The organism is uncultured Methanobrevibacter sp. (genome assembly GCF_937898925.1).
Classification (GTDB): Archaea; Methanobacteriota; Methanobacteria; order Methanobacteriales; family Methanobacteriaceae; genus Methanobrevibacter.
On the sequence record NZ_CALDKF010000080.1, the window covers coordinates 1 to 19,430 of the forward strand.

Here is a 19,430-nt window from a genome sequence, read left to right on the forward strand (position 1 = left end):
AAGATGCAGACAATATTTCCCATGGACAAAAGCAGCTCTTGACAATTGCAAGGACCATTCTATCAAACAAGCAGATACTTATTCTGGATGAAGCGACATCTTCTGTTGATACAAGAACTGAAAAGATAATTCAGGAAGCCATGAATAAATTGATGAAAGACAGAACAAGCTTCGTCATTGCTCACAGATTATCAACTGTCAGAAATGCAGACAAGATAATTGTAATTGAAGAAGGACATATCATAGAGCAAGGTTCACATGAAGAGCTATTGGAGCAAAAAGGATATTATTACAATACCTTGAATGCACAAAGAAAGGAGAATATCATATGAATGGGGAAAATAATTCAAAAAAAGGTTATTTTGAGATTAATGAAGTGAATAATCAATTATTGTTCCATAAATTCATTATGATAAATGAAATTCTGGATAAGAGAAATAAAAAGCAAAATCCAGAAATGAAAAGCATTACTAAGGGACAAGGTAGATTAATCGGTTTTTTAAAAAGGAAAGATGGATTTTCCACTAAGGAATTGTCTGAAATATTGAATATCAGTGTCACTTCCCTTAATGAAACCTTAAACAAATTGGAGCAGCAGAATTTCATCAGAAAAGTTCCATCCCCTAAAGATAAAAGGGTCTTGCTTGTTGAATTGACAGAAGAAGGAAGAGCAATTGAATTCAAGAATCATGAAGATATTGACATCTTTGACACTTTAAGTGAAGAGGAAAAGGAAAATCTGAATGAATATTTGAATCGCTTAACCATAGCGCTTCATAATAAATTCAAGGCAGAGAACCCTGAAAAATACGAAAAGATAATTAAACACAGAAAGGAAATCTTTGAAAAATACTTTAAGGAATATGATCCTAATGAAGAATGGATGCAATTCATGAATTGCAATAAGAAAAAATAAGAAAAAATAGAAAATAAGACTTACTTTTTAGAATTCCCCAATTCATAAGTCTTATTGATAATAAGTTCAAATAAATTGTCTGTTTTAAGTTCAATTGGTTCATGAGGATTTACAATAAAGCTTAATGCCTGTTGGGTAATATCCTCTAAATCAGTTGTTCTATACATCAAACCATTATCCACATAGAACTGATCTACAGATAAGGTGTCTCCAGGATAACATGAAATGACAGGAGTCTGTAGAATAGCCGCTTCCCTATTCATTGTTCCACCAGCACCAATTACAAGGTCACATGCCTTAATGATGCTTGAAGTGTCAACTGGAGGCTTAAGGATTGTTACATTCTTGATTCCTTCAAAAATCTCTGCTTGCTCTTTAAATCTAGGAAGTATAAGGATATTAGCATATTCCTTCAATACATCCACAACTGGGGACAATACAGATTTTCTGCAATCAGTATTCAAATAGGAAGCAAGAGAAGGTTCAGGCCTCATTAAGATAGTCTTTTGAAGTGGCAAATCAAGACCTAAATCATCAAAGACATTCTCATTAAACTTAAAATTGTTGAAGTGCATAAGCTCAGAAGTTCCATTATACTTGATGATATCATTAGGATTTGCACCATACTGCATCAATTTCCACTCATCAATAATGCTTGGAACTATGATTTTGCTGCATAATGGAAGAGTCAACTTATTTGCAGCCATTGCATGCTCATTATCCAGAACAAAAAGACTTGGAATTGCAAGACCAAATGCTACCCTTGGAAGTTCAATTGAATGCTTTGACAATGCCACATCAAAATTTTCACCGGAAACAAGGTCTGCCAAGTCTACAACACGCTGTGCACTTTCCTTTAGCTTTTCTTCCAATGTGACTCCATGCTTACCTACAGATACAAAATCAATATCATACATATCCATTAATTTATGAATGTCACCGAATTTACGAGCAGTGACTAAAACATCCTCTCCCTCATTTTCAAAATACTTAATGACATCTTTAAAAAATCTTACATGAGGAGCATTTGATATATCAATCCATATTTTCATGAAATCACCTTTTATAAATATTATTTTAGTAATACTTAATAAATTTTAGTAATAATTTAATAGAAAAATAAAATTAAAAGAAATAAAAATCTAAAAAAGACTTATTTGAAAAAATAATAAAAAAAGTTAAAATAAAAAAATAAAAATAGAAGAAAGATTAATGATGATGGTCATGATCATGACTGTGCTCATGGTCGTGGTCATGATGATGGTGATGTTCAGCTTCATGTGCTTTAGCATCTTTAATAGCTTCAATCACTTCATCTAATCCTTTACCTTCTTTTAAGCTAGTTGTAATGACTTTAACATCAGGATTAAGTTTTTTAGCATCAGCAACCATTTTATCAGTGCTTGCACCAACAGCATCAGCTAAATCAATCTTATTGATGATAATCAAGTCAGAGTCTTTGAAAATGTAAGGGTGTTTTTCTACAGTGTCGTCTCCTTCAGTAACACTGACAACAACAATTCTCATATGGGAACCTAATTGGAAGTCAACAGGACAGATCAAATTACCTACATTTTCAATGAAAAGATAATCAATATCATCAAGAGGAAGGTCACCTAAACCATGGCCCACCAAATGGGCATCCAAGTGACATTCTGTACCAGTGTTCAACCCTACAACAGGCGCATTGTGGGATTTGATTCTGTCAGCATCAAAATCACTTATGATATCTCCTGCAAGTACACCGACTTTCTCATCAAGATTATCAATTAAGTCTTCAATAAGAGCTGTTTTACCAGACCCAATAGCCCCTACGAAGTCTATACAAAATATATCGTGGTCTTCCAATAAATGTAAATTCTTATGTGCTAATCTGTCATTAGCATCCATAATGTTCTTTGCTATCTCTACATCTGCAATCTTATGCATATGATTCACCTTCAAAACATGTAATTTTATAATAAGTTTAATAATTTTAAAAATTTGGACAATATTTTTAGTATTTTATTAAAAAAGTATCAAAATTATCAAAAGAAATATTAATTATTCTAATAGAATTTTCTATTGTGAATTTTTAACTAATTTTGATGAATGGGTAAAGAAAAATTTAACTAATTTTCATCATCCTCTTTTTCAATACTAATGCTTCTAACGGTAATGTCTTTACCATTTATGACTTGAACCCTATGACTTTCACATTCAGGACATAAAATCATAGGTGCATAGTGATCACTATCATCAACATTACCTATACCTTCAAAGCCACAATTGTGACATTTAATTTCAACATCAACAGTTTTAATGATCATCTCGGCATTTTTAGTTAATTCTTCACCTTCACACATAACACCGAGCATAAACTTCAATTGTTCTGGATTCAACATAGCCAACTTTCCAATTTCAATAACCATTTCAGTAACTTCAATTGCATCATTAGCTTGTGCAGTTTCTAAAACTGTGTTGAAAATCCCTTGAGCCATAGCAAATTCGTGCATTCAATATCTCCAAATATAAATTAATTAAATTATAATATAATATTTTAATTAATATAATATAAAACTATTGTTGATTAATCAAACAATTATTATTTAACTAATTCGTAAGTAATACTTTTTATAAAAAAATTAAATGAATAAAAAAATTAGTGTAAATTCCAATAAATAAAACAAAAGAAATAAAAGAAATATAAAAGTTAATTAAAAAAATATTGGAATTAAAATAAAAATAAAAAATATTGATTAAATTTATCTTAAAGCATCAGCAATCAATTTAGCTACAGAGATGCAGCTAACATCTGATTTCAATGTGTCTGTACTTGACAAGTCACGAGCTCCTGCAGCCATGATCTTTAAAACAGCATCATTTACAAGAACTGGGTGAACACAGCAGACATCTACAGATTTTGCACCATGCTCCTTTAGGATACCTATTGCATTAACAATTGTTCCACCAGTAGCAATAATGTCATCAATGATAACCGCTTCTTTTCCAGCTACAGAATCAATATTCACTTTAGAATCCTTTTTAACCTTATCAAGATCCTCTGAATCAAAATCACATTGAACATCAACGATTCTGGTTTCAACCTTGTCAGGACCTAATCTGACTTTGCTCATATATGTACAGTTGCAACCAAGGATTTCAGCTATTTCCTCTGCAAATCCTAAAGCTCCTTTATCAGGAGCAATAATGATAGGGTTTTCCACTTTGTCAGCAATGTATTCTGCAATTGGTGCCATAGCAGAAAGGTTTGCAGTTGGAATGTTGAAGAAATCTCTGACACTGTCTTCATGCAAGTTGATTGAAATGAATTCATCTGCACCGGATTCTTCAATCAAATTGGATACTAATTGAGCAGAAATGGCTTCTCCATCTTTAAATCTTAATTCCTGTCTACCATAACCTAAATATGGGACAACCACTTTAATATGCTCTGCACCTAAGTCTTTAAGAGTTCTGAGTATAAATAACAATTCAATTAAATTTTCATCTTGAGGAAAACCTGTTGATTGAATAACTGTAACATTCTTTTCAACTTCCCCTTTGATTCTAACATACCTTTCTCCATCAGGGAATTTTTTAGTTTCAAGAGGACATAAGGTTTCTCCTAATTCCTTAGCAACGTTTGCTGCCAATTTTTGTGATGCTGAACCACCAATTATCAAAATAATCACCAAAAATATTGTCGTTAATCTTAAAATTTTATTAATTAATCAAATTAATATATACTAATATCTTTATAAATGTTTATAATTAAATATTACTATTTTAAAAATAGTGAAAAAACCAAGAATAAAAAAATAGTGAAAAGTTAAAAAAAAGTAGAATAAATAAAAAAACTAAAATAAATAAAAAAAGCTAAAATAAAAAGTCAATAAAATCAATGAAAGATTTATTGAAATAAAAAAAGTTAAAATAAAAAAATAAAAAATAGAAAAATTATTTTTATCTGCTTACAGCTTCATTGCTGTCTCTTCTAATGGATACAGTATGAGCCAATACTAAAGATCCCAAGAACATGAATGTGAGTAAAGCCATACCGTTTACAGTCCTGTTGAATAGGAAAAGACCAATGATAGCTTGAGAAACAAAACCGGTAAGGGAACCAATTAAAAGAACCTCTTTACCAAGGTATTTTCTATTTTTACTTTCTCTTTTATGTCTGTATTCTCTTAAAATCAATAATCCGACGATAATTGTTCCTAAAACTATTAAGAGCAATATCAGGAATGTAAGATATCCAAAGTCATAAGCATAACCAAAAATACCTGGAAGCATATAATCGATTGTATCCTTTCTGGTTACTAATAGACCAAAGAAGAGAGGGAACGGTAAACCAAACAATAAAATGAATTGCATTGGCAAACTGATATATCCATCTGCAAATCCGGAACTATTGGACCAGTAAGAGGATGCAGGATCATGTCCAATTAACCAAGTATTTTCAACTACTAATTTTAAACTGGATAATGAATTTGTTGCAAGTCTTGAAATCCTGAGCACTGGAGAGAAAACCTCCATACCACTGATTCTTGCAACTATCTCTAATACTCCAAAAGCAACTAATGCAGCTCCAAAGAACATTCCAATTCTTCTCAATGTAAGAATGGATTTTTGTCTAAATGATTTTGAAATAATAGTGTATCCTATGAATAAACCAACAAACCATAATAATAAGAAAGATCTATGCATTGCTCCTCCAAAGATAGTAATTGCTGCAAGAAGTATATAAACTATCCTTTTCAGCCGCCCTACATTAACCCCCGACTCTTCCATCACCTTCAGCGAAGCTAATGCAGTTATAATAGCTAAAAGAGCAATTGGGCCGAATGGGTGAGTAAATTCATGCTGACCAAATGACAATATCAAGAACGCTAAATCCGCTCCGAATAAAATTGCAAATCCTCCAGATAAGAATAGTGACAGGAAAGTGACTACACTTAATGAAAAAGGAACTAGATTTAGAACGAAAATCATGGTAGCAAGTAAAATCAAACCTACTTCGACTATAAGTTGAAAATGATTTTGAGCTATCAATAACATGAAATCACACAATAATAATTAATTTTTAAAGTTTTTAATTTATAAATCGAATAATAGATAATCTTTAAAAAGTCTAAAACAACTTTTAAGATTATATATACATCATTATTTTTATTTAATTAAGTATTTAAATATTAGTAAAATTAGAAAGAATTTTAAAAATCATAGAAAAAGAATAATAAAAAATAGAAAAATTAGAAAGAAATAAAAAAGAAAGAGAAAAGTTAGTTTTGAAAAAGAATTCAAAACCAATTAAATTATCATGATTTTAATGTTACCTAACAAGATATCCGGAATGATAGGCAATGGGTTTACATGTGTAATACTCATAGCAACAGCATCACCACGGGAGTTTCCTTCAACCCAGTCATGTTGACGGATAGTGTCTAGAATATTATCTCCGAAAATATGTACAGCTGCTTGATCGTTAATAATCACTAAAAGATGAGGGCTTACACCATAAGTATATTCCATAATCTCTTTTGCATCTTGATAAGGATGATCAGTCATGTAAATGTTATGAAGGGTATGACCATTTGCATTATGTGAACTTCCAGGATAAATCCAATTAAATCCTCCGTTTATACTCCACAAAGCAGCCATATCTACTCCAGGAATTGATCCTTCAGTATCATCTTGAGCTAAAATCAATACCCCTGAAAGTGCGGTTATTGCTAAAAACAAAACAACAATAACAGCTACGATACCAATAGCTCTTTTTAAAGTAGTTGCCATTTTATCACCACCATAATTTATCAAATTTAAAATATCAATTGATAAAAATGAATTATTTCTTATATATTATTTGTTAAAAGATGTTTTTACATCTAATTATTATTATAACACATTTTTAATATATAAACTTTTTGCATATACAACAATAAAAACAAGGTAAAAAAAGCAATACAATGCGAAAATAATTAAAATAAAGAAAATTAGAAAATAATTAAAATAAAGAAAATTAGAAAATGAAATAATAAAAAGAAAATAAAAAATAAAATTAGAAAAATAAAGAGATTAGTTATGACTTGGATTAGACAAAGCCATAGAGTCAGCAGATACCTTACTGGTTACAGCACCACTGATTTCTCTCATTTTCTTAATCAATCTTTCCTTTTTGCTACCATTAATCAAGATATTCTCTAAAACATCCTCAATGGTTTCAATAGGAATGATTTCAATCATGTCTTCGTACTTTTTCTCAAGCATTACGTCATCCATATTGGATTTAGGAAGTAAAACTTTCTTAATGCCTGCTTCTGCTGCCGCTTCAATCTTAGCAGTAGCTCCGCCAATAGGCATTACATCTCCACGAACGCTTAATGAACCTGTGAGTGCAACAGATTGATCAATAGGAATTCCTTCAACAGCAGAAATTACAGCTGCAGTTATTGAAACACTTGCACTGTCTCCTTCAACTCCATCATAACTTTGGAGGAACTGAACATGAATATCGTGATTGGAAATGTCAACTTGGGTGTATTTCTTAATGATTGCACTTACATTCTGAACTGAATCCAATGCAATTTCTCCAAGCTTACCTGTTACGATAATCTTACCTTCATTCTTGCTGTTTGCAGGAGCCATTTCAGCAGCGATTGGCATAACAATACCACTTCTGTCACCCATAACCGCTAAACCATTGACCATACCGATTTTTCCACCAGATGAATGGAATACACTGTATTCTTTTCTTTGGATAATGGATCTGTCAACAATTTGCTGTTCTAATGTTCTTGCAAATCTTTTAGCAGTTACAACATGCTCAGCAGTTACTAAATCTGCACCTTCCTCAATAGCTACATCTCCAGAGGAACGTACTAAACCACCTAACTCTCTTAATCTAAGAGTCAATGCGTTTTTTCTGCCTGCTCTACGTTTAGCTTCCAAAATGATTTCGTCAAGTGCATCAGTTGCAAAGTGTGGAATTCTTCCATCATTCTTGACTTCCTGAGCCACGAATTGGACAAGTTTTTTTCTGTTTTCTTCAGTGTCTTCCATATAGTCTTTCATAAAGACTTCGTAACCGTATCCTCTGATTCTTGAACGCATTGCAATGTGCATGCCTTCGAGAACTTGAATGTTACCGGAAGCTACAAGAACAAAATCACAAGGAACTGCTTGAGAACGAACCATTGCACCACTGCTGTTTTCACTTTGACCAGTGATTGCATATTTTTTCTCTTGCATTGCAGATAAGAGCTCTTGTTGGGTTTTCATGCTCATTGTACCTATTTCGTCAATGTATAAAACCCCTTTATGTGCCTTATGGATCATTCCGCTTTCAACACGTTCGTGTGCAGGGGTTCCAAGACCACCTGATTGATAAGGGTCGTGCCTTACATCACCAAGCAATGCACCTGCATGAGCACCAGTAGCATCCATAAATGGTGCAAATCTTTTATCCCCATTGTTCACTAACAATTTTGGAGCACTATTGGATACTTTAGGCTTGATTTGCATTGAAATAAATATAACAAGAAGTGCAGCAATAATAGCTTCAAATATTCTTTGATACATTAATCCAAGAACGAAAATAGCTGCAGTGACGAACATGGTAATCATCATCTTTTTCTCATCACCACTTTTGGCATTAGCCTTGTTTGCCTTAACTATCTTTTTACCTTGACCTGCTGGCACGGTTCTAATCAATGGATAATTGCTGTCTTCTGGATTTGGATAAACCAATACATCCTGAAGAACTTCAGGGGGCAATAATTCAGCCATTCCCTTAGCTAACATTGACTTACCTACACCAGGGTCACCAATAAGAAGAACATTTCTTCTTTGTTTTGCTGCCTTTTTAATAGTCTCAACAGACTCTTCATGACCAATGACCTGATCAATAAGCAAAGGAGGCACTTCTATATCAGCAGTATTTGAAATTGACTCATAGTCAAGCATAGGTTTGATTCTGCGGTTTCCTTCGTCATCTTCAACAAACTCGACTTCAAGGGAATCCTTATTTTCTGCCTTGGTTTCTGCAATTTCCTCAACTGCATCAGCATCAGCAACATTATCGGCTTCTTCAGCTTCATCAATTATATTGTCTTCTACAGAAGAGTCTACGATTTCTTCTTTAGACTCTAACTCTTCTACTTCTGTAGCCATTACTTTATCTTCTTCCATATAAAACCTCCTAAATGTTATAATTTTACTTAATTTCTAGTTAATATGATTCTATTCTTTTTAACTTAATTTTATAAATCACGTCTGATATGACATCTAATATTTCATTATATTAATATATATTAAACTACATGCTTAATAACTTTATGATTTTAGTTATATAAAAAGGTTTGTATTTTAGTAACTTTTATTAACTAAAATAAGCGAACATGAAAATCAAAAAATATAATCCCACTATAATCAAATCAAATAAAACTTATATTTTATAAAAAACAAATGAAATTAATATACAAGAATTTTGGGTAAGATTATGACAAAATGTTTAATGATTCAAGGAACTGCTTCCAATGCAGGAAAGAGTTTAATCGTTGCAGCACTTTGTAGGATTTATACAAAAAGAGGGTATAAGGTTGCTCCATTCAAATCACAGAATATGTCCTTAAACTCCTACACTACAAAGGAAAACAAGGAAATTGCCATTGCACAGGTATTGCAGGCAAAAGCTGCAAATATAGAACCTACAGTAGACATGAACCCTATTTTACTAAAGCCAAAAGGGGAATCATGTTCACAGGTAATCATTCAAGGTGAAGCAGTTGGAAACAAGGACTTCTTTAGGAAGTATGACAAGACAAAAGCTACCCAAAAGGACATTGACAATAATCTAATGGATGATGAAGATTATAGAATCATGGCAAAAGAAGCTGTAATAGACTCATTAAACAACTTAAAGAAAGAATATGACATAATTATTATGGAAGGTGCCGGATCTCCTGCTGAAATTAACTTAAGGGAAGGGGACCTTGCAAACATGGGGGCTGCCGAAATAGCTGATGCAAATGTGCTTCTTGTTGGAGACATTGACAAAGGAGGGGTCTTTGCATCAATAGCTGGAACATTCTTGCTTCTTGATGATGCAGACAGGTCAAGATTCAAAGGAGTCATCATAAACAAGTTCAGAGGAAAACAGGAATTGTTATGCTCTGGAATTGAAAGACTGGAAGAAATCATTGAAGTTCCTGTCCTTGGAATAGTTCCTTATGCAGAGAACTTGCAACTTCCTGAAGAGGATTCCGCATCCCTAAAGGAACATGACTGGACCAAGGAATTTGAAAGCAATGATGATCATATAATCATTGGAGTAATCAAGCTTCCAAAAATAGCTAATTTTACAGATATCGACCCATTTGACACAGAAGAGGATGTTGAAGTTAAGATGATTGAAGTCCATAACTATCAGGAAAAGATAAAGGATGTTGATGCATTGATCTTGCCTGGAACAAGAAACTCAACTGAGGACATTATGGAACTGGAAAAATCAGGCTTGGCAGACAAAATCAGGGAATTGTCAAATGAATCCAGAATACCAATCATTGGAATCTGTGGAGGATACCAAATATTAGGAAATAAGATTTATGATAAGGACCACAAGGAATCAAAGCTTGATGAAGTTGAAGGATTAGGTCTTCTAGATATTGAAAGCGAGTTCATAAGAGAAGGAAAAATCGTAAAGCAGAGCTTAGCTACAATCGAAATAGACGAAGAATCCAATAAGAATGGCATGTTCCATGAAATCTTTTCAAAAATCAATGGTGAAGAGGTTACAGGCTATGAATTGCATGAAGGAACTACAAATCTCATAAGTGCAAAGCCACTATTCAAAATAGAAAAGGGAATTGGGAACAACGACAATGACCAATTCGATGGGGCATATAGTGAGAATGTATTTGGAACCTATTTCCATGGAATCTTCAATAACTACAATATAAGAAGGGAATTCCTAAATCATTTAAGAAAAGGCAAAGGACTTGAAGAAAGAATAGGTGAAGATCCATTTGAAACAAGCGTAGAGAATTCACTTGAAAAATTAGCGAATATTGTAGAGGAAGCTCTTGATATGGATTATATTGATAAATTGATTTTTGATGAATAAAAAGTTAAAAAATCAATAATTAATAAAATAATAATTATAGAAAAAATAGCTTAAAAGTTAATAAAAAATTAAAAAAGAACTAAAATAAGAAAATAAGATAAGTAAATAAAAAAGTAAGAAAATAAAAAAAGTTAAGAAAGTAGAAATCTAGTTGAGATCTCTACCAAAGATGTGAACAGCACAAGTACCACCAGTACCACCAACATTATGGGTCATACCGATTTCAGCACCATCCACTTGACGTTTACCTGCTTCTCCTCTTAATTGCCATACGATTTCAGCAGCTTGAGCGATACCAGTAGCACCAAGAGGGTGTCCTCTTGCTTTTAAACCACCAGATGGGTTAATTGGACAATCACCATCGATATTGGTTTGTCCTTCCTCAAGAACTTTTCCACCTTCACCTTTCTTAGCAAATCCGAGGTCTTCAATTGCAAGCAATCCGTTGATTGAGAAACAATCGTGAACTTCAGTAGCATCGATATCCTTTACAGTCACTCCAGCCATATCATAAGCTTTTCTGGAAGCTGCAATGGTTGCATCTAAAGTTGTAATGTCTTTTCTGCTGTGCAATGCAATGGTTCCAGAAGACTGTGCAGATGCTCTTACATAAATAGGAGTATCAGTGAACTCCTTAGCTCTTTCTGCTGCACAAATAACAATAGCTGCTGCACCATCAGAAACAGGTGAACAGTCAAGTAAAGTTAATGGGTCTGCAACAGGAGAGGATGCCAATACTTTATCAACACTAATTTCAAATGGGAATTGAGCATTAGGGTTGTTTGAAGCGTTTTTGTGGTTTACTACAGACATCATAGCCAATTGCTCTCTTGTGGTTCCATATTCATACATATGTCTTTGAGCAATCATAGCGTATAATGATGGGAAAGTAGCTCCTTGCTGTGCTTCCCATTCTTGGTCAGAAGCGGTAGCAATAGCTGGAGTTGCATCAACAACATCAGTCATCTTTTCCACACCAGCAGATACCACTACATCATGGTAACCTGAAGCGACAGCCATAATACCTTGTCTAAGTGCGAGTCCTCCTGATGCACAAGCAGCTTCAACTCTTGTACATGGAATTGGGTTCATACCCATACTATCAGAAATAAGTGCTGCTATATGTTCTTGACCTACGAAAAGACCTGCAGACATGTTTCCAACAAACATTGCCTCTAAGTCTGCACCGCTAACATTAGCATCTTCCATAGCTCCAAGACCAGCTTGTGAAATTAATTCTCTAAATGAACTGTCCCATAATTCGCCGAATTTTGTTTGGGAAGCTCCGATAATTGCAACATCTCTCATTTTTTCACCTTTATCATAATAATTATAATTAATTCCTCTAACTTTATCCTCTTTCTATGCCATTCTAAGTTTTCCTTTAAATTTAGCATAAACTGCATAATCAACATAAATCTTTTTAGAGAGGATTTCTTCAGTTGTAGGAGCTAAATTTTTAACTTCTTCAATTCTGTCATTTACAGTTAAGGTAAATCCATCACTACCTGCACCTGAACCGTAAGATACAATGAAAATCTTATCTCCAGGTTCTGCTTTATCCAAAACATTGGAAAGTGCTAAAGGAACAGCACCAGAGTATGTGTTTCCTACATTAGGAGTTAAGAGACCGTCTTTATATTGTTCTGGAGTAAATCCTAATTTTTTAGCTGCTCTTAAGTAGAATTTACCATTAGGTTGATGGAAAATAGCATAATCATAATCTTCCACTGTTGTATCGGTTTTCTCAAGCAATCCTTTTGCTGCTCCAAATACATGTTTGAAGTAAGCTGGATCACCAGTGAATCTTCCTCCGTGACTTGGATAAGGTTGACCTTCTCTTCTGTAAAAATCAGGAGTGTCAGTAGTGTAGCTGTAAGTAGTTCCAAAGTCAGCAATGGTATTTTTATTACCAATGATATAAGCTGCACCACCAGCAGATGCAGTGTATTCCAAAGCATCTCCAGGAGCTCCTTGAGAGGTATCAGCACCAATAGCTAAACCGTATTTAATCATGCCAGAGTCTACTAAACCCATAGTGGCTTGAATTCCTGCAGTTCCTGCTTTACAAGCAAATTCCAAATCTGCTGCAGTCATATCAGGAGTAGCTCCAATTGCTTCTGCAACGATTGTAGCGGTTGGTTTTACTGCATAAGGATGAGATTCTGAACCGACATAAACCGCTCCAATATCTTGAGGATCGATTTGTGCTCTAGCTAATGCATGTCTTGCAGCGGTAACTGCAATGGTTGCAGTGTCTTCATCAGATGAAGGCACTGATTTTTCATTAACGATTAAACCGTTTGAGATTGAATCAGGGTTATCTCCCCATACCTTTGCGATTTCTTCTACTTTAATTCTATATGAAGGCACATTTGCCCCATATCCAACAATTCCTGCCATTAAATCACAACCATTTAATAATTTAGTTTCAATTAAAATAGCTAATAATTGCTATTAATTTAATTTTAATTTAAATAAATAAATATAATTTCAATTTCAACAATAATGTTATCTTTTATTTTGCTTTATAATGAAATATAAACTTAAAATGACTAAAAAAACTTAAAATATTCATTATAAGGTTATATTAATATAATATTATTTTTTAATACATATAAACTTATTTAATAAAATAATGGAAAAAACAGCTAAAAATGAATTATTAAACAATACTAAAATAAGTTAATAAAAAAATCATTGAACAAGTATAAAAAAAGTAGAATTGCTAAAAAATTTCTAAAGAAAACAATAGATCTGGAAAAATAGTAAAATAATATTAAAAAAAAACAGATGCAGCTGCCGGGATTCGAACCCGGGTTGTAGGCTTGGAAGGCCCAAGTAATAACCAGACTATACCACAGCTGCTATATAAAAAAAGTGCGGCGTCCGGGATTTGAACCCGGGTCTCTAACGTGGCAGGCTAGAGTCTTAACCAGGCTGGACTAACACCGCAATATACAACATATAAATGTTAGTTAACATAATATATAAATCTTTCTATAATTAAGATTTTCAATATATAATTAACAAAAAAAGCAATAATTGCAGTTTAAATAAGAAAAAACATTAGATATTTAAAGCAGATGATTTATCAAAGGAAGCATAGATTGAATACCTAAAACAAATATAGCAAATCCGCCGATAAACTCAATATGCCTAGAATATTTCATAGCGGATTTTGTACCGAAAACACCTATAAACTGCCAAATAATTACTACTAAAATACTTAAACAAGCAACAAGTATAGGATTTGCTCCTTCAATAACACCTTGAGCGGATAAAACCAAGTTTTCGATGTTTCCAAAAATTAATAATCCTAAGAATGGCTTATGCTCATTTACAAAATCTTTAAATGAAGACATTCTATCACTAACCTCTAACTGCTTCTAGCATTGATTGGATTCCTAAAATAAATATGGCTAATCCACCAATGAATTCAATGTAAATACCATAAGCTTCCAATTGCTGAGTACAAACAGTACCAATTATTAACCAACAAGTTACGAAGATTAAACTAAAAATCGCTAATTTTAAAGGATTTGCTGCTTTAACTACTCCTTGAGAAGCTAAAATCAAGTTCTCGATATTTCCAAAAATAATTAAGGAAATTAAACCAATTGATAAAGCCATATTCATCTAATCACCATTTACTCCATATGATTAAAATGATTGCTATTTTTTATTAGTTATTATTTTAAAAGAGATTTAAAAAATATCAATGAAAAATAATAATTAATAAGAACTATAACCAAAATTAATCTTTAACATATTTTATTAACATTTAATCATATTTAAAATTTACTTAAAAAAATTAATCATTCTTAAAAATTAGAATAAAAATATTAAATTGTTTTTAAAAACTAAAAATAAGAAAAAAAGAAAAGAAAAGAAAAAATAAAAGGAAATAACTGGATGTGAATGAAAAAAATAGATTTTATTATTTTCTAGCAATAACGCAAAGCCATCCGGTGACTAATTCCCTATCTACACTATCAGGGCCACTTTTTGAGAAACAGATAATATCTGAAAATCCTGCCTCACGCAAATATTCATCAAATTCATCTTCAGAGAATATTTTCATATCCAAAAGATCAATGAGTTCCTTTTGACGCTCATCCTCTTCGTCAGGAATTGCTTCATTACAGATGAACATTATTCCATCATCTTTCAACACTCTTCTGACTTCTTTGCAGTCATTCACAAAGTCTGGCCAGAAATAAACTGTTTCAAATCCTGTTACTATGTCAAAGGTATTATCTTCAAATGGGAGTTCAGAGACAGACCCTTGAATAACCTCACATCTTCCTTCATCAATAACCTTTTGATTTAATATTGTGGATTTCTCTACAGCTATTTCAGAATAATCAAGACCATAAACTTTATTTTCAGTCATTTTAAGGAATCTTTCAACATTGACTCCTCCACCACAACCTATATCCAGAATAACATCATCCTTTGAAATGTCCAAATGGCTTACACCCCATTGAGCAAGGCTTTCATGACTTTCATTCATCCTATCCAATAATTTATCACCTAATTCGCCAACAGGTTTTCGAGCATTAATGATCAGTTCTTTCTCTTCTTCACTTCTAATATTTTTTTCATTATCAGCCATTTTATAACTCCTATAATAACCATTTTCAATATCTATTTACCAATATAATCTTACCATTAATAATATTAATTGCATGGTTAATAAATTTTAGTATCCCTGAATAAAATGTTAAAATAATTAAGGGAATGTTAAAGAAGATTATTCTTCAAAATAAACTTCTCTAATAAACTCATGAATGCCCATATCAATCAAGGCAAAATCATTGAAAAAACCCAATAGAGCCAATTCATTCAAGTCATTTTCCTCAAGATCAATTGGAACCTCACTTTCCCCGTCACCCCCAGATGAAGTTGACAAATTGGATGGTGAATGTTCACAAGAACAATAATCAATGCTGTTTTTCACATACATATCTTCATGACAATTTCCTTTATTATTTTTTTCATTGTTTTCCTCATTGTTTTCTTCATTGCATTCTTTTCTATTTTCCAAAGACATTTTATCAAATCCTTTACATATTTTTAAAAAAATTCTTGAATAAAGATTGATTTTTAAAGAATATAAACATAAACAAAGAGCATTTGAAAAGTAATAGTGAAAATAAATAGCAATTAGTTAGTTAAATTAAAAATAAACTATACATAGTTTAATATATTAAAAAATAAGCATGATTATTAGAAATAGTTTAATATATAAAATCGATGAAAATTCTAAAATTGAAAATAAGTTAAAATCAATGAAAATTAAAAAAAGTAAAAAAAGAAAAGAATAAACCTTAAAAAAGGTTCATTTAACTTAAAGATAAAATTCTTACCAAATGGGAAAGAATTTTGGTCCAGGTTCTACAGACTGAAGTCTGTGAAGCTGGTTCTACATCATTGGAGGCATGCCGCCAGCCATACTTGGGTCCATAGGCATGTCACCAGCACTGGTTCCGCTGGAAGCGATTACGTCATCGATTCTTAAAATCATTTCAGCAGCTTCAGAAGCAGATTGAATAGCTTGTTTTTTGACACGTTTAGGTTCTACAACACCTTCTTCTTTCATGTCAGTAACATCACCAGTGAATACGTTTAATCCCATGTAAGCAGATTTTTCGTGAGCAGCTCTTAAGTCTACTAAAGAGTCAATGCTGTCTAAACCAGCGTTTTCAGCTAAGGTTTTAGGAACAATTTCTAAGGATTCTGCAAATGCAGTTACTGCTAATTGTTCTCTTCCGCTAATGGATTGAGCATATTCCTTAAGTTTTTTAGCCATAGCGATTTCAGGAGCTCCTCCACCAGCTACAACTTGACCGTCTTCTACAGTAGCAGCCACTACACCGATTGCGTCATCAACAGCTCTGTCGATTTCATCAACGATGTGTTTGGTACTTCCTCTGACGAGTAAGGTTACTGCTTTAGGTTCTTGACATTCTTCTACGAAGATCATGTCGTCACCAGAGATTTTCTTCTCGATTACGGAACCTGCGTGACCTAAGTCAGCTTCGGTTAAGTCATCTAAGTTGGATACAACGGTAGCACCGGTTGCTTTAGCTAATTTGTCAATGTCAGATTTTTTAACTCTTCTTACAGCCATGATTCCTGCTTTAGCTAAGTAGTGTTGTGCTAAGTCGTCGATACCTTTTTGTGCGAATAATACGTTTGCACCGACATCAGCGATTTTGTTAACCATATCTCTGACCATTTGTTCTTCTTGTTCAATGAATGCTTGCATTTGAGCAGGGTCAGTGATTCTGATTTCAGCATCTACTTCAGTTTCCTTAACTTCTAAAGGAGAGTTGATTAAGACAACTTTTGCGTCTTTTAATTCAGATGGCATACCTGGGTGTACTTTTTCCTTGTCTACGATTACACCTTGGATTAAGGTAGATTCTTCTACAACTGCACCATCTTTCTTCTCGATTTTAATGTGATCAGTGTCAACTTCACCATCGTCAGCCACTTGTTGTACAGCATCTACGATTAAGTTTGCTAAAGGTTCACGAGCTTTTTCGGTTCCTTTACCAGTCATAGCAGTCATAGCTACTTTTACTAACATTTCACGGGAAATGTCTTCAATAGCGATTTCATCTAAGATTTCTTGTGCTTTTTCTGCTGCTTGTCTGTAACCCATAGCAATGATGGTTGGGTGAATGTCCATATCTAATAAGGTTTCGGATTTTTTGAGGAGTTCTCCAGCAATGATTACTGCAGTAGTAGTTCCGTCTCCAACTTCGTCTTCTTGGGTTTTTGCAACTTCTACGAGCATTTTTGCTGCAGGGTGTTCAATATCCATTTCTTTTAAGATAGTAACTCCGTCGTTGGTTACTACAATATCTCCGAGTCCGTCCACTAACATTTTGTCCATACCTTTTGGACCTAAAGTGGTTCTTACAGTTTCTGCTAATACTTTACCTGCTAAGATGTTGGTTCTTTGTGCATCTCTACCTAACAATCTGTTAGTTCCTTCAGGTAAAATGAAAATAGGTTGACCTTGTGCCATTCTATACACCTCAATTTTTTTTAATAAATAATTTTTTTGATAGATTAAATAAATATAAGTTAATTTAAATCATTGATAGATTCAACTAATTTAATAATATTTATTCTATAATAACAATGGGTTTAAAGTAATATATAAAGTTTTTGTTTTTATGATGAATTTTTAGAAAATTATTATTTTAAATAAAAATATGATAAAAATAATAAACTTTGAATAAAATAATAATAATATATCAAAAACATGAACAAAAAAATATAAATTTAATTTAGTTACAAAAATATATTAAAATTGAAAGTTCCTTTGCAGTTAACACTAGTTCCTTTGCGGTAACAATTGAAAAAAGAGAGAAAACCAACCATATTTTCCAAAATATTAATATAACAAAATAAACAAAATTTTAAGTGATATGCTTGACTTGGAGGCGATCTTATAGCAGAAAAAGGAATTGGAAATCACAACACATCTAATGATTATGATGATAAAGATCTTGATGAAAAGTATAATGAACTGGAAAGTCTAAAAGAAGAGATTAAACAGCAAATAAAAGAAATGAATGATGATAAGGCCGTAAAAGTTCAGGAAAAACTTGAAAAATTTAAAAGAAAAAATAAATTCAGTGAAAATATCAATGAAGAGAACATCGATGAAGAGATACGAAAACTTGAAAAAACTAATGAGAGAATCAGCACTTACCAAAGATTCGTAGATGCATTTGAAAAAGACCTTGATATTGATCCTGGAAGACTAATGGGGCTTACTGATGGGATATTCAGTATAGTAATGACCCTTTTGATATTTGGAATGGCATTGCCTGAAAATGAAATAGCAAATTACACTGGATTTATGAACTTTATCGGATCCATAGCGCCAATGGCTGGAGTTTTGATTGTAAGTTTCATAGTATTGGCTTCATTCTGGATTTACCATCATGAGTTTATGAAATTAAAAAGATTGAATATTCCTTATCTATGGCTGAATATGTTTTATTTGGCAAGCTTATGCTTCATACCTTTTACAACATCCCTGATTGGAAACTATTCCCGTTTCTTCTTGGCAAATATAATCTTTGGAGCGAATATACTTTCAGTTATTGTATTCTTCTTATTAATGTTTTATTATGCCCACAAAAGAGGATTCCTTGAAGAATACACAGCAGAAGAAGATAAGAAACATGTATTCCACACTTTGTATGTCATTATGGGTGTCACAGTCATTGTAAATCTGCTTGACTTTAACATGAACCCTAACTTTATCTATCTGTTCCTATTGGTGCCTATCATTTCCACAATAAGGCATGTCCAATTCATAATGAAATGAGCATAATCAATGAATTAGAAATATGTCAGATAGGAATATGAATAGGAATA

18 protein-coding genes and 2 tRNA genes are annotated in these 19,430 nt (G+C 32.7%); 4 read left to right on the top strand and 16 right to left on the bottom strand.

The features are described from left to right. Positions 1-332 (top strand): ATP-binding cassette domain-containing protein (locus tag Q0409_RS06440; protein ID WP_298536226.1); only part of this gene is annotated, 332 nt, incomplete at its 5' end. Further along, positions 329-916 carry a MarR family winged helix-turn-helix transcriptional regulator gene (locus Q0409_RS06445; RefSeq protein ID WP_298536228.1) on the top strand — a complete coding sequence of 196 codons (588 nt, stop codon included), beginning with the start codon at positions 329-331 and terminating at the stop codon, positions 914-916. The genes Q0409_RS06440 and Q0409_RS06445, both read left to right, overlap by 4 nt. 20 nt (positions 917-936) lie before the next feature. On the opposite strand, the gene Q0409_RS06450 is transcribed toward Q0409_RS06445, so the two are convergent. From Q0409_RS06450 to lonB, 7 genes are all read right to left on the bottom strand, one after another. After that, a complete protein-coding gene (locus Q0409_RS06450; RefSeq protein ID WP_298536230.1) occupies positions 937-1,968 on the bottom strand; it encodes a DUF354 domain-containing protein in 1,032 nt (343 codons plus the stop codon). 157 nt (positions 1,969-2,125) lie between these two features. Further along, positions 2,126-2,845 (bottom strand): hydrogenase nickel incorporation protein HypB, encoded by a 720-nt coding sequence (gene hypB, locus Q0409_RS06455; RefSeq protein WP_298536232.1) that lies wholly within the window; start codon positions 2,843-2,845, stop codon positions 2,126-2,128. A 182-nt stretch (positions 2,846-3,027) separates the two neighbouring features. Beyond that, positions 3,028-3,411, bottom strand: a complete 384-nt coding sequence (hypA, locus tag Q0409_RS06460; RefSeq protein ID WP_298536234.1) for a hydrogenase maturation nickel metallochaperone HypA — start codon at positions 3,409-3,411, stop codon at positions 3,028-3,030. Between the two features lie 249 nt (positions 3,412-3,660). Beyond that, positions 3,661-4,581 (bottom strand): ribose-phosphate diphosphokinase, encoded by a 921-nt coding sequence (locus Q0409_RS06465; RefSeq protein WP_296869312.1) that lies wholly within the window; start codon positions 4,579-4,581, stop codon positions 3,661-3,663. A gap of 280 nt (positions 4,582-4,861) precedes the next feature. Beyond that, on the bottom strand, positions 4,862-5,959 hold the full coding sequence (locus Q0409_RS06470) for a hypothetical protein (protein ID WP_298536246.1): 1,098 nt from the start codon (positions 5,957-5,959) through the stop codon (positions 4,862-4,864). A gap of 252 nt (positions 5,960-6,211) precedes the next feature. After that, complete coding sequence (locus Q0409_RS06475; RefSeq protein ID WP_298536248.1) at positions 6,212-6,694, bottom strand: hypothetical protein; 483 nt, start codon at positions 6,692-6,694, stop codon at positions 6,212-6,214. A gap of 282 nt (positions 6,695-6,976) precedes the next feature. Beyond that, a complete protein-coding gene (gene lonB / locus Q0409_RS06480; protein WP_298536286.1) occupies positions 6,977-8,863 on the bottom strand; it encodes an ATP-dependent protease LonB in 1,887 nt (628 codons plus the stop codon). 535 nt (positions 8,864-9,398) lie between these two features. On the opposite strand from lonB, the gene cobQ reads away from it, so the two are divergent. Then, on the top strand, positions 9,399-11,021 hold the full coding sequence (gene cobQ / locus Q0409_RS06485) for a cobyric acid synthase CobQ (RefSeq protein ID WP_298536249.1): 1,623 nt from the start codon (positions 9,399-9,401) through the stop codon (positions 11,019-11,021). Between the two features lie 147 nt (positions 11,022-11,168). Here cobQ and Q0409_RS06490 read toward each other — a convergent pair whose 3' ends face one another. The 9 genes from Q0409_RS06490 to thsA form a co-directional block, all read right to left on the bottom strand. Beyond that, positions 11,169-12,329, bottom strand: coding sequence for a thiolase domain-containing protein (locus tag Q0409_RS06490; protein ID WP_295606848.1), 1,161 nt, complete (start codon positions 12,327-12,329; stop codon positions 11,169-11,171). A 54-nt stretch (positions 12,330-12,383) separates the two neighbouring features. Next, positions 12,384-13,424, bottom strand: a complete 1,041-nt coding sequence (locus tag Q0409_RS06495) for a hydroxymethylglutaryl-CoA synthase (protein WP_298536252.1) — start codon at positions 13,422-13,424, stop codon at positions 12,384-12,386. Positions 13,425-13,815: 391 nt separating this feature from the next. Beyond that, a tRNA-Gly gene (locus tag Q0409_RS06500) sits at positions 13,816-13,889 on the bottom strand. Positions 13,890-13,902: 13 nt separating this feature from the next. Further along, positions 13,903-13,976: transfer RNA gene (locus Q0409_RS06505), tRNA-Gly, on the bottom strand. Between the two features lie 122 nt (positions 13,977-14,098). Continuing rightward, positions 14,099-14,386, bottom strand: a complete 288-nt coding sequence (locus tag Q0409_RS06510) for a hypothetical protein (protein WP_298536254.1) — start codon at positions 14,384-14,386, stop codon at positions 14,099-14,101. A 7-nt stretch (positions 14,387-14,393) separates the two neighbouring features. Beyond that, positions 14,394-14,660, bottom strand: coding sequence for a hypothetical protein (locus Q0409_RS06515; RefSeq protein WP_298536256.1), 267 nt, complete (start codon positions 14,658-14,660; stop codon positions 14,394-14,396). 301 nt (positions 14,661-14,961) lie between these two features. After that, positions 14,962-15,639, bottom strand: a complete 678-nt coding sequence (locus Q0409_RS06520; RefSeq protein ID WP_298536258.1) for a class I SAM-dependent methyltransferase — start codon at positions 15,637-15,639, stop codon at positions 14,962-14,964. 138 nt (positions 15,640-15,777) lie between these two features. After that, positions 15,778-16,077, bottom strand: coding sequence for a hypothetical protein (locus Q0409_RS06525; protein ID WP_298536260.1), 300 nt, complete (start codon positions 16,075-16,077; stop codon positions 15,778-15,780). A 372-nt stretch (positions 16,078-16,449) separates the two neighbouring features. Continuing rightward, positions 16,450-18,063: a thermosome subunit alpha gene (thsA, locus tag Q0409_RS06530; protein ID WP_298536261.1), complete on the bottom strand. Its 1,614-nt coding sequence runs from the start codon at positions 18,061-18,063 to the stop codon at positions 16,450-16,452. A 549-nt stretch (positions 18,064-18,612) separates the two neighbouring features. On the opposite strand from thsA, the gene Q0409_RS06535 reads away from it, so the two are divergent. Further along, positions 18,613-19,380 carry a TMEM175 family protein gene (locus tag Q0409_RS06535; RefSeq protein WP_298536263.1) on the top strand — a complete coding sequence of 256 codons (768 nt, stop codon included), beginning with the start codon at positions 18,613-18,615 and terminating at the stop codon, positions 19,378-19,380. Positions 19,381-19,430: the final 50 nt, after the last annotated feature.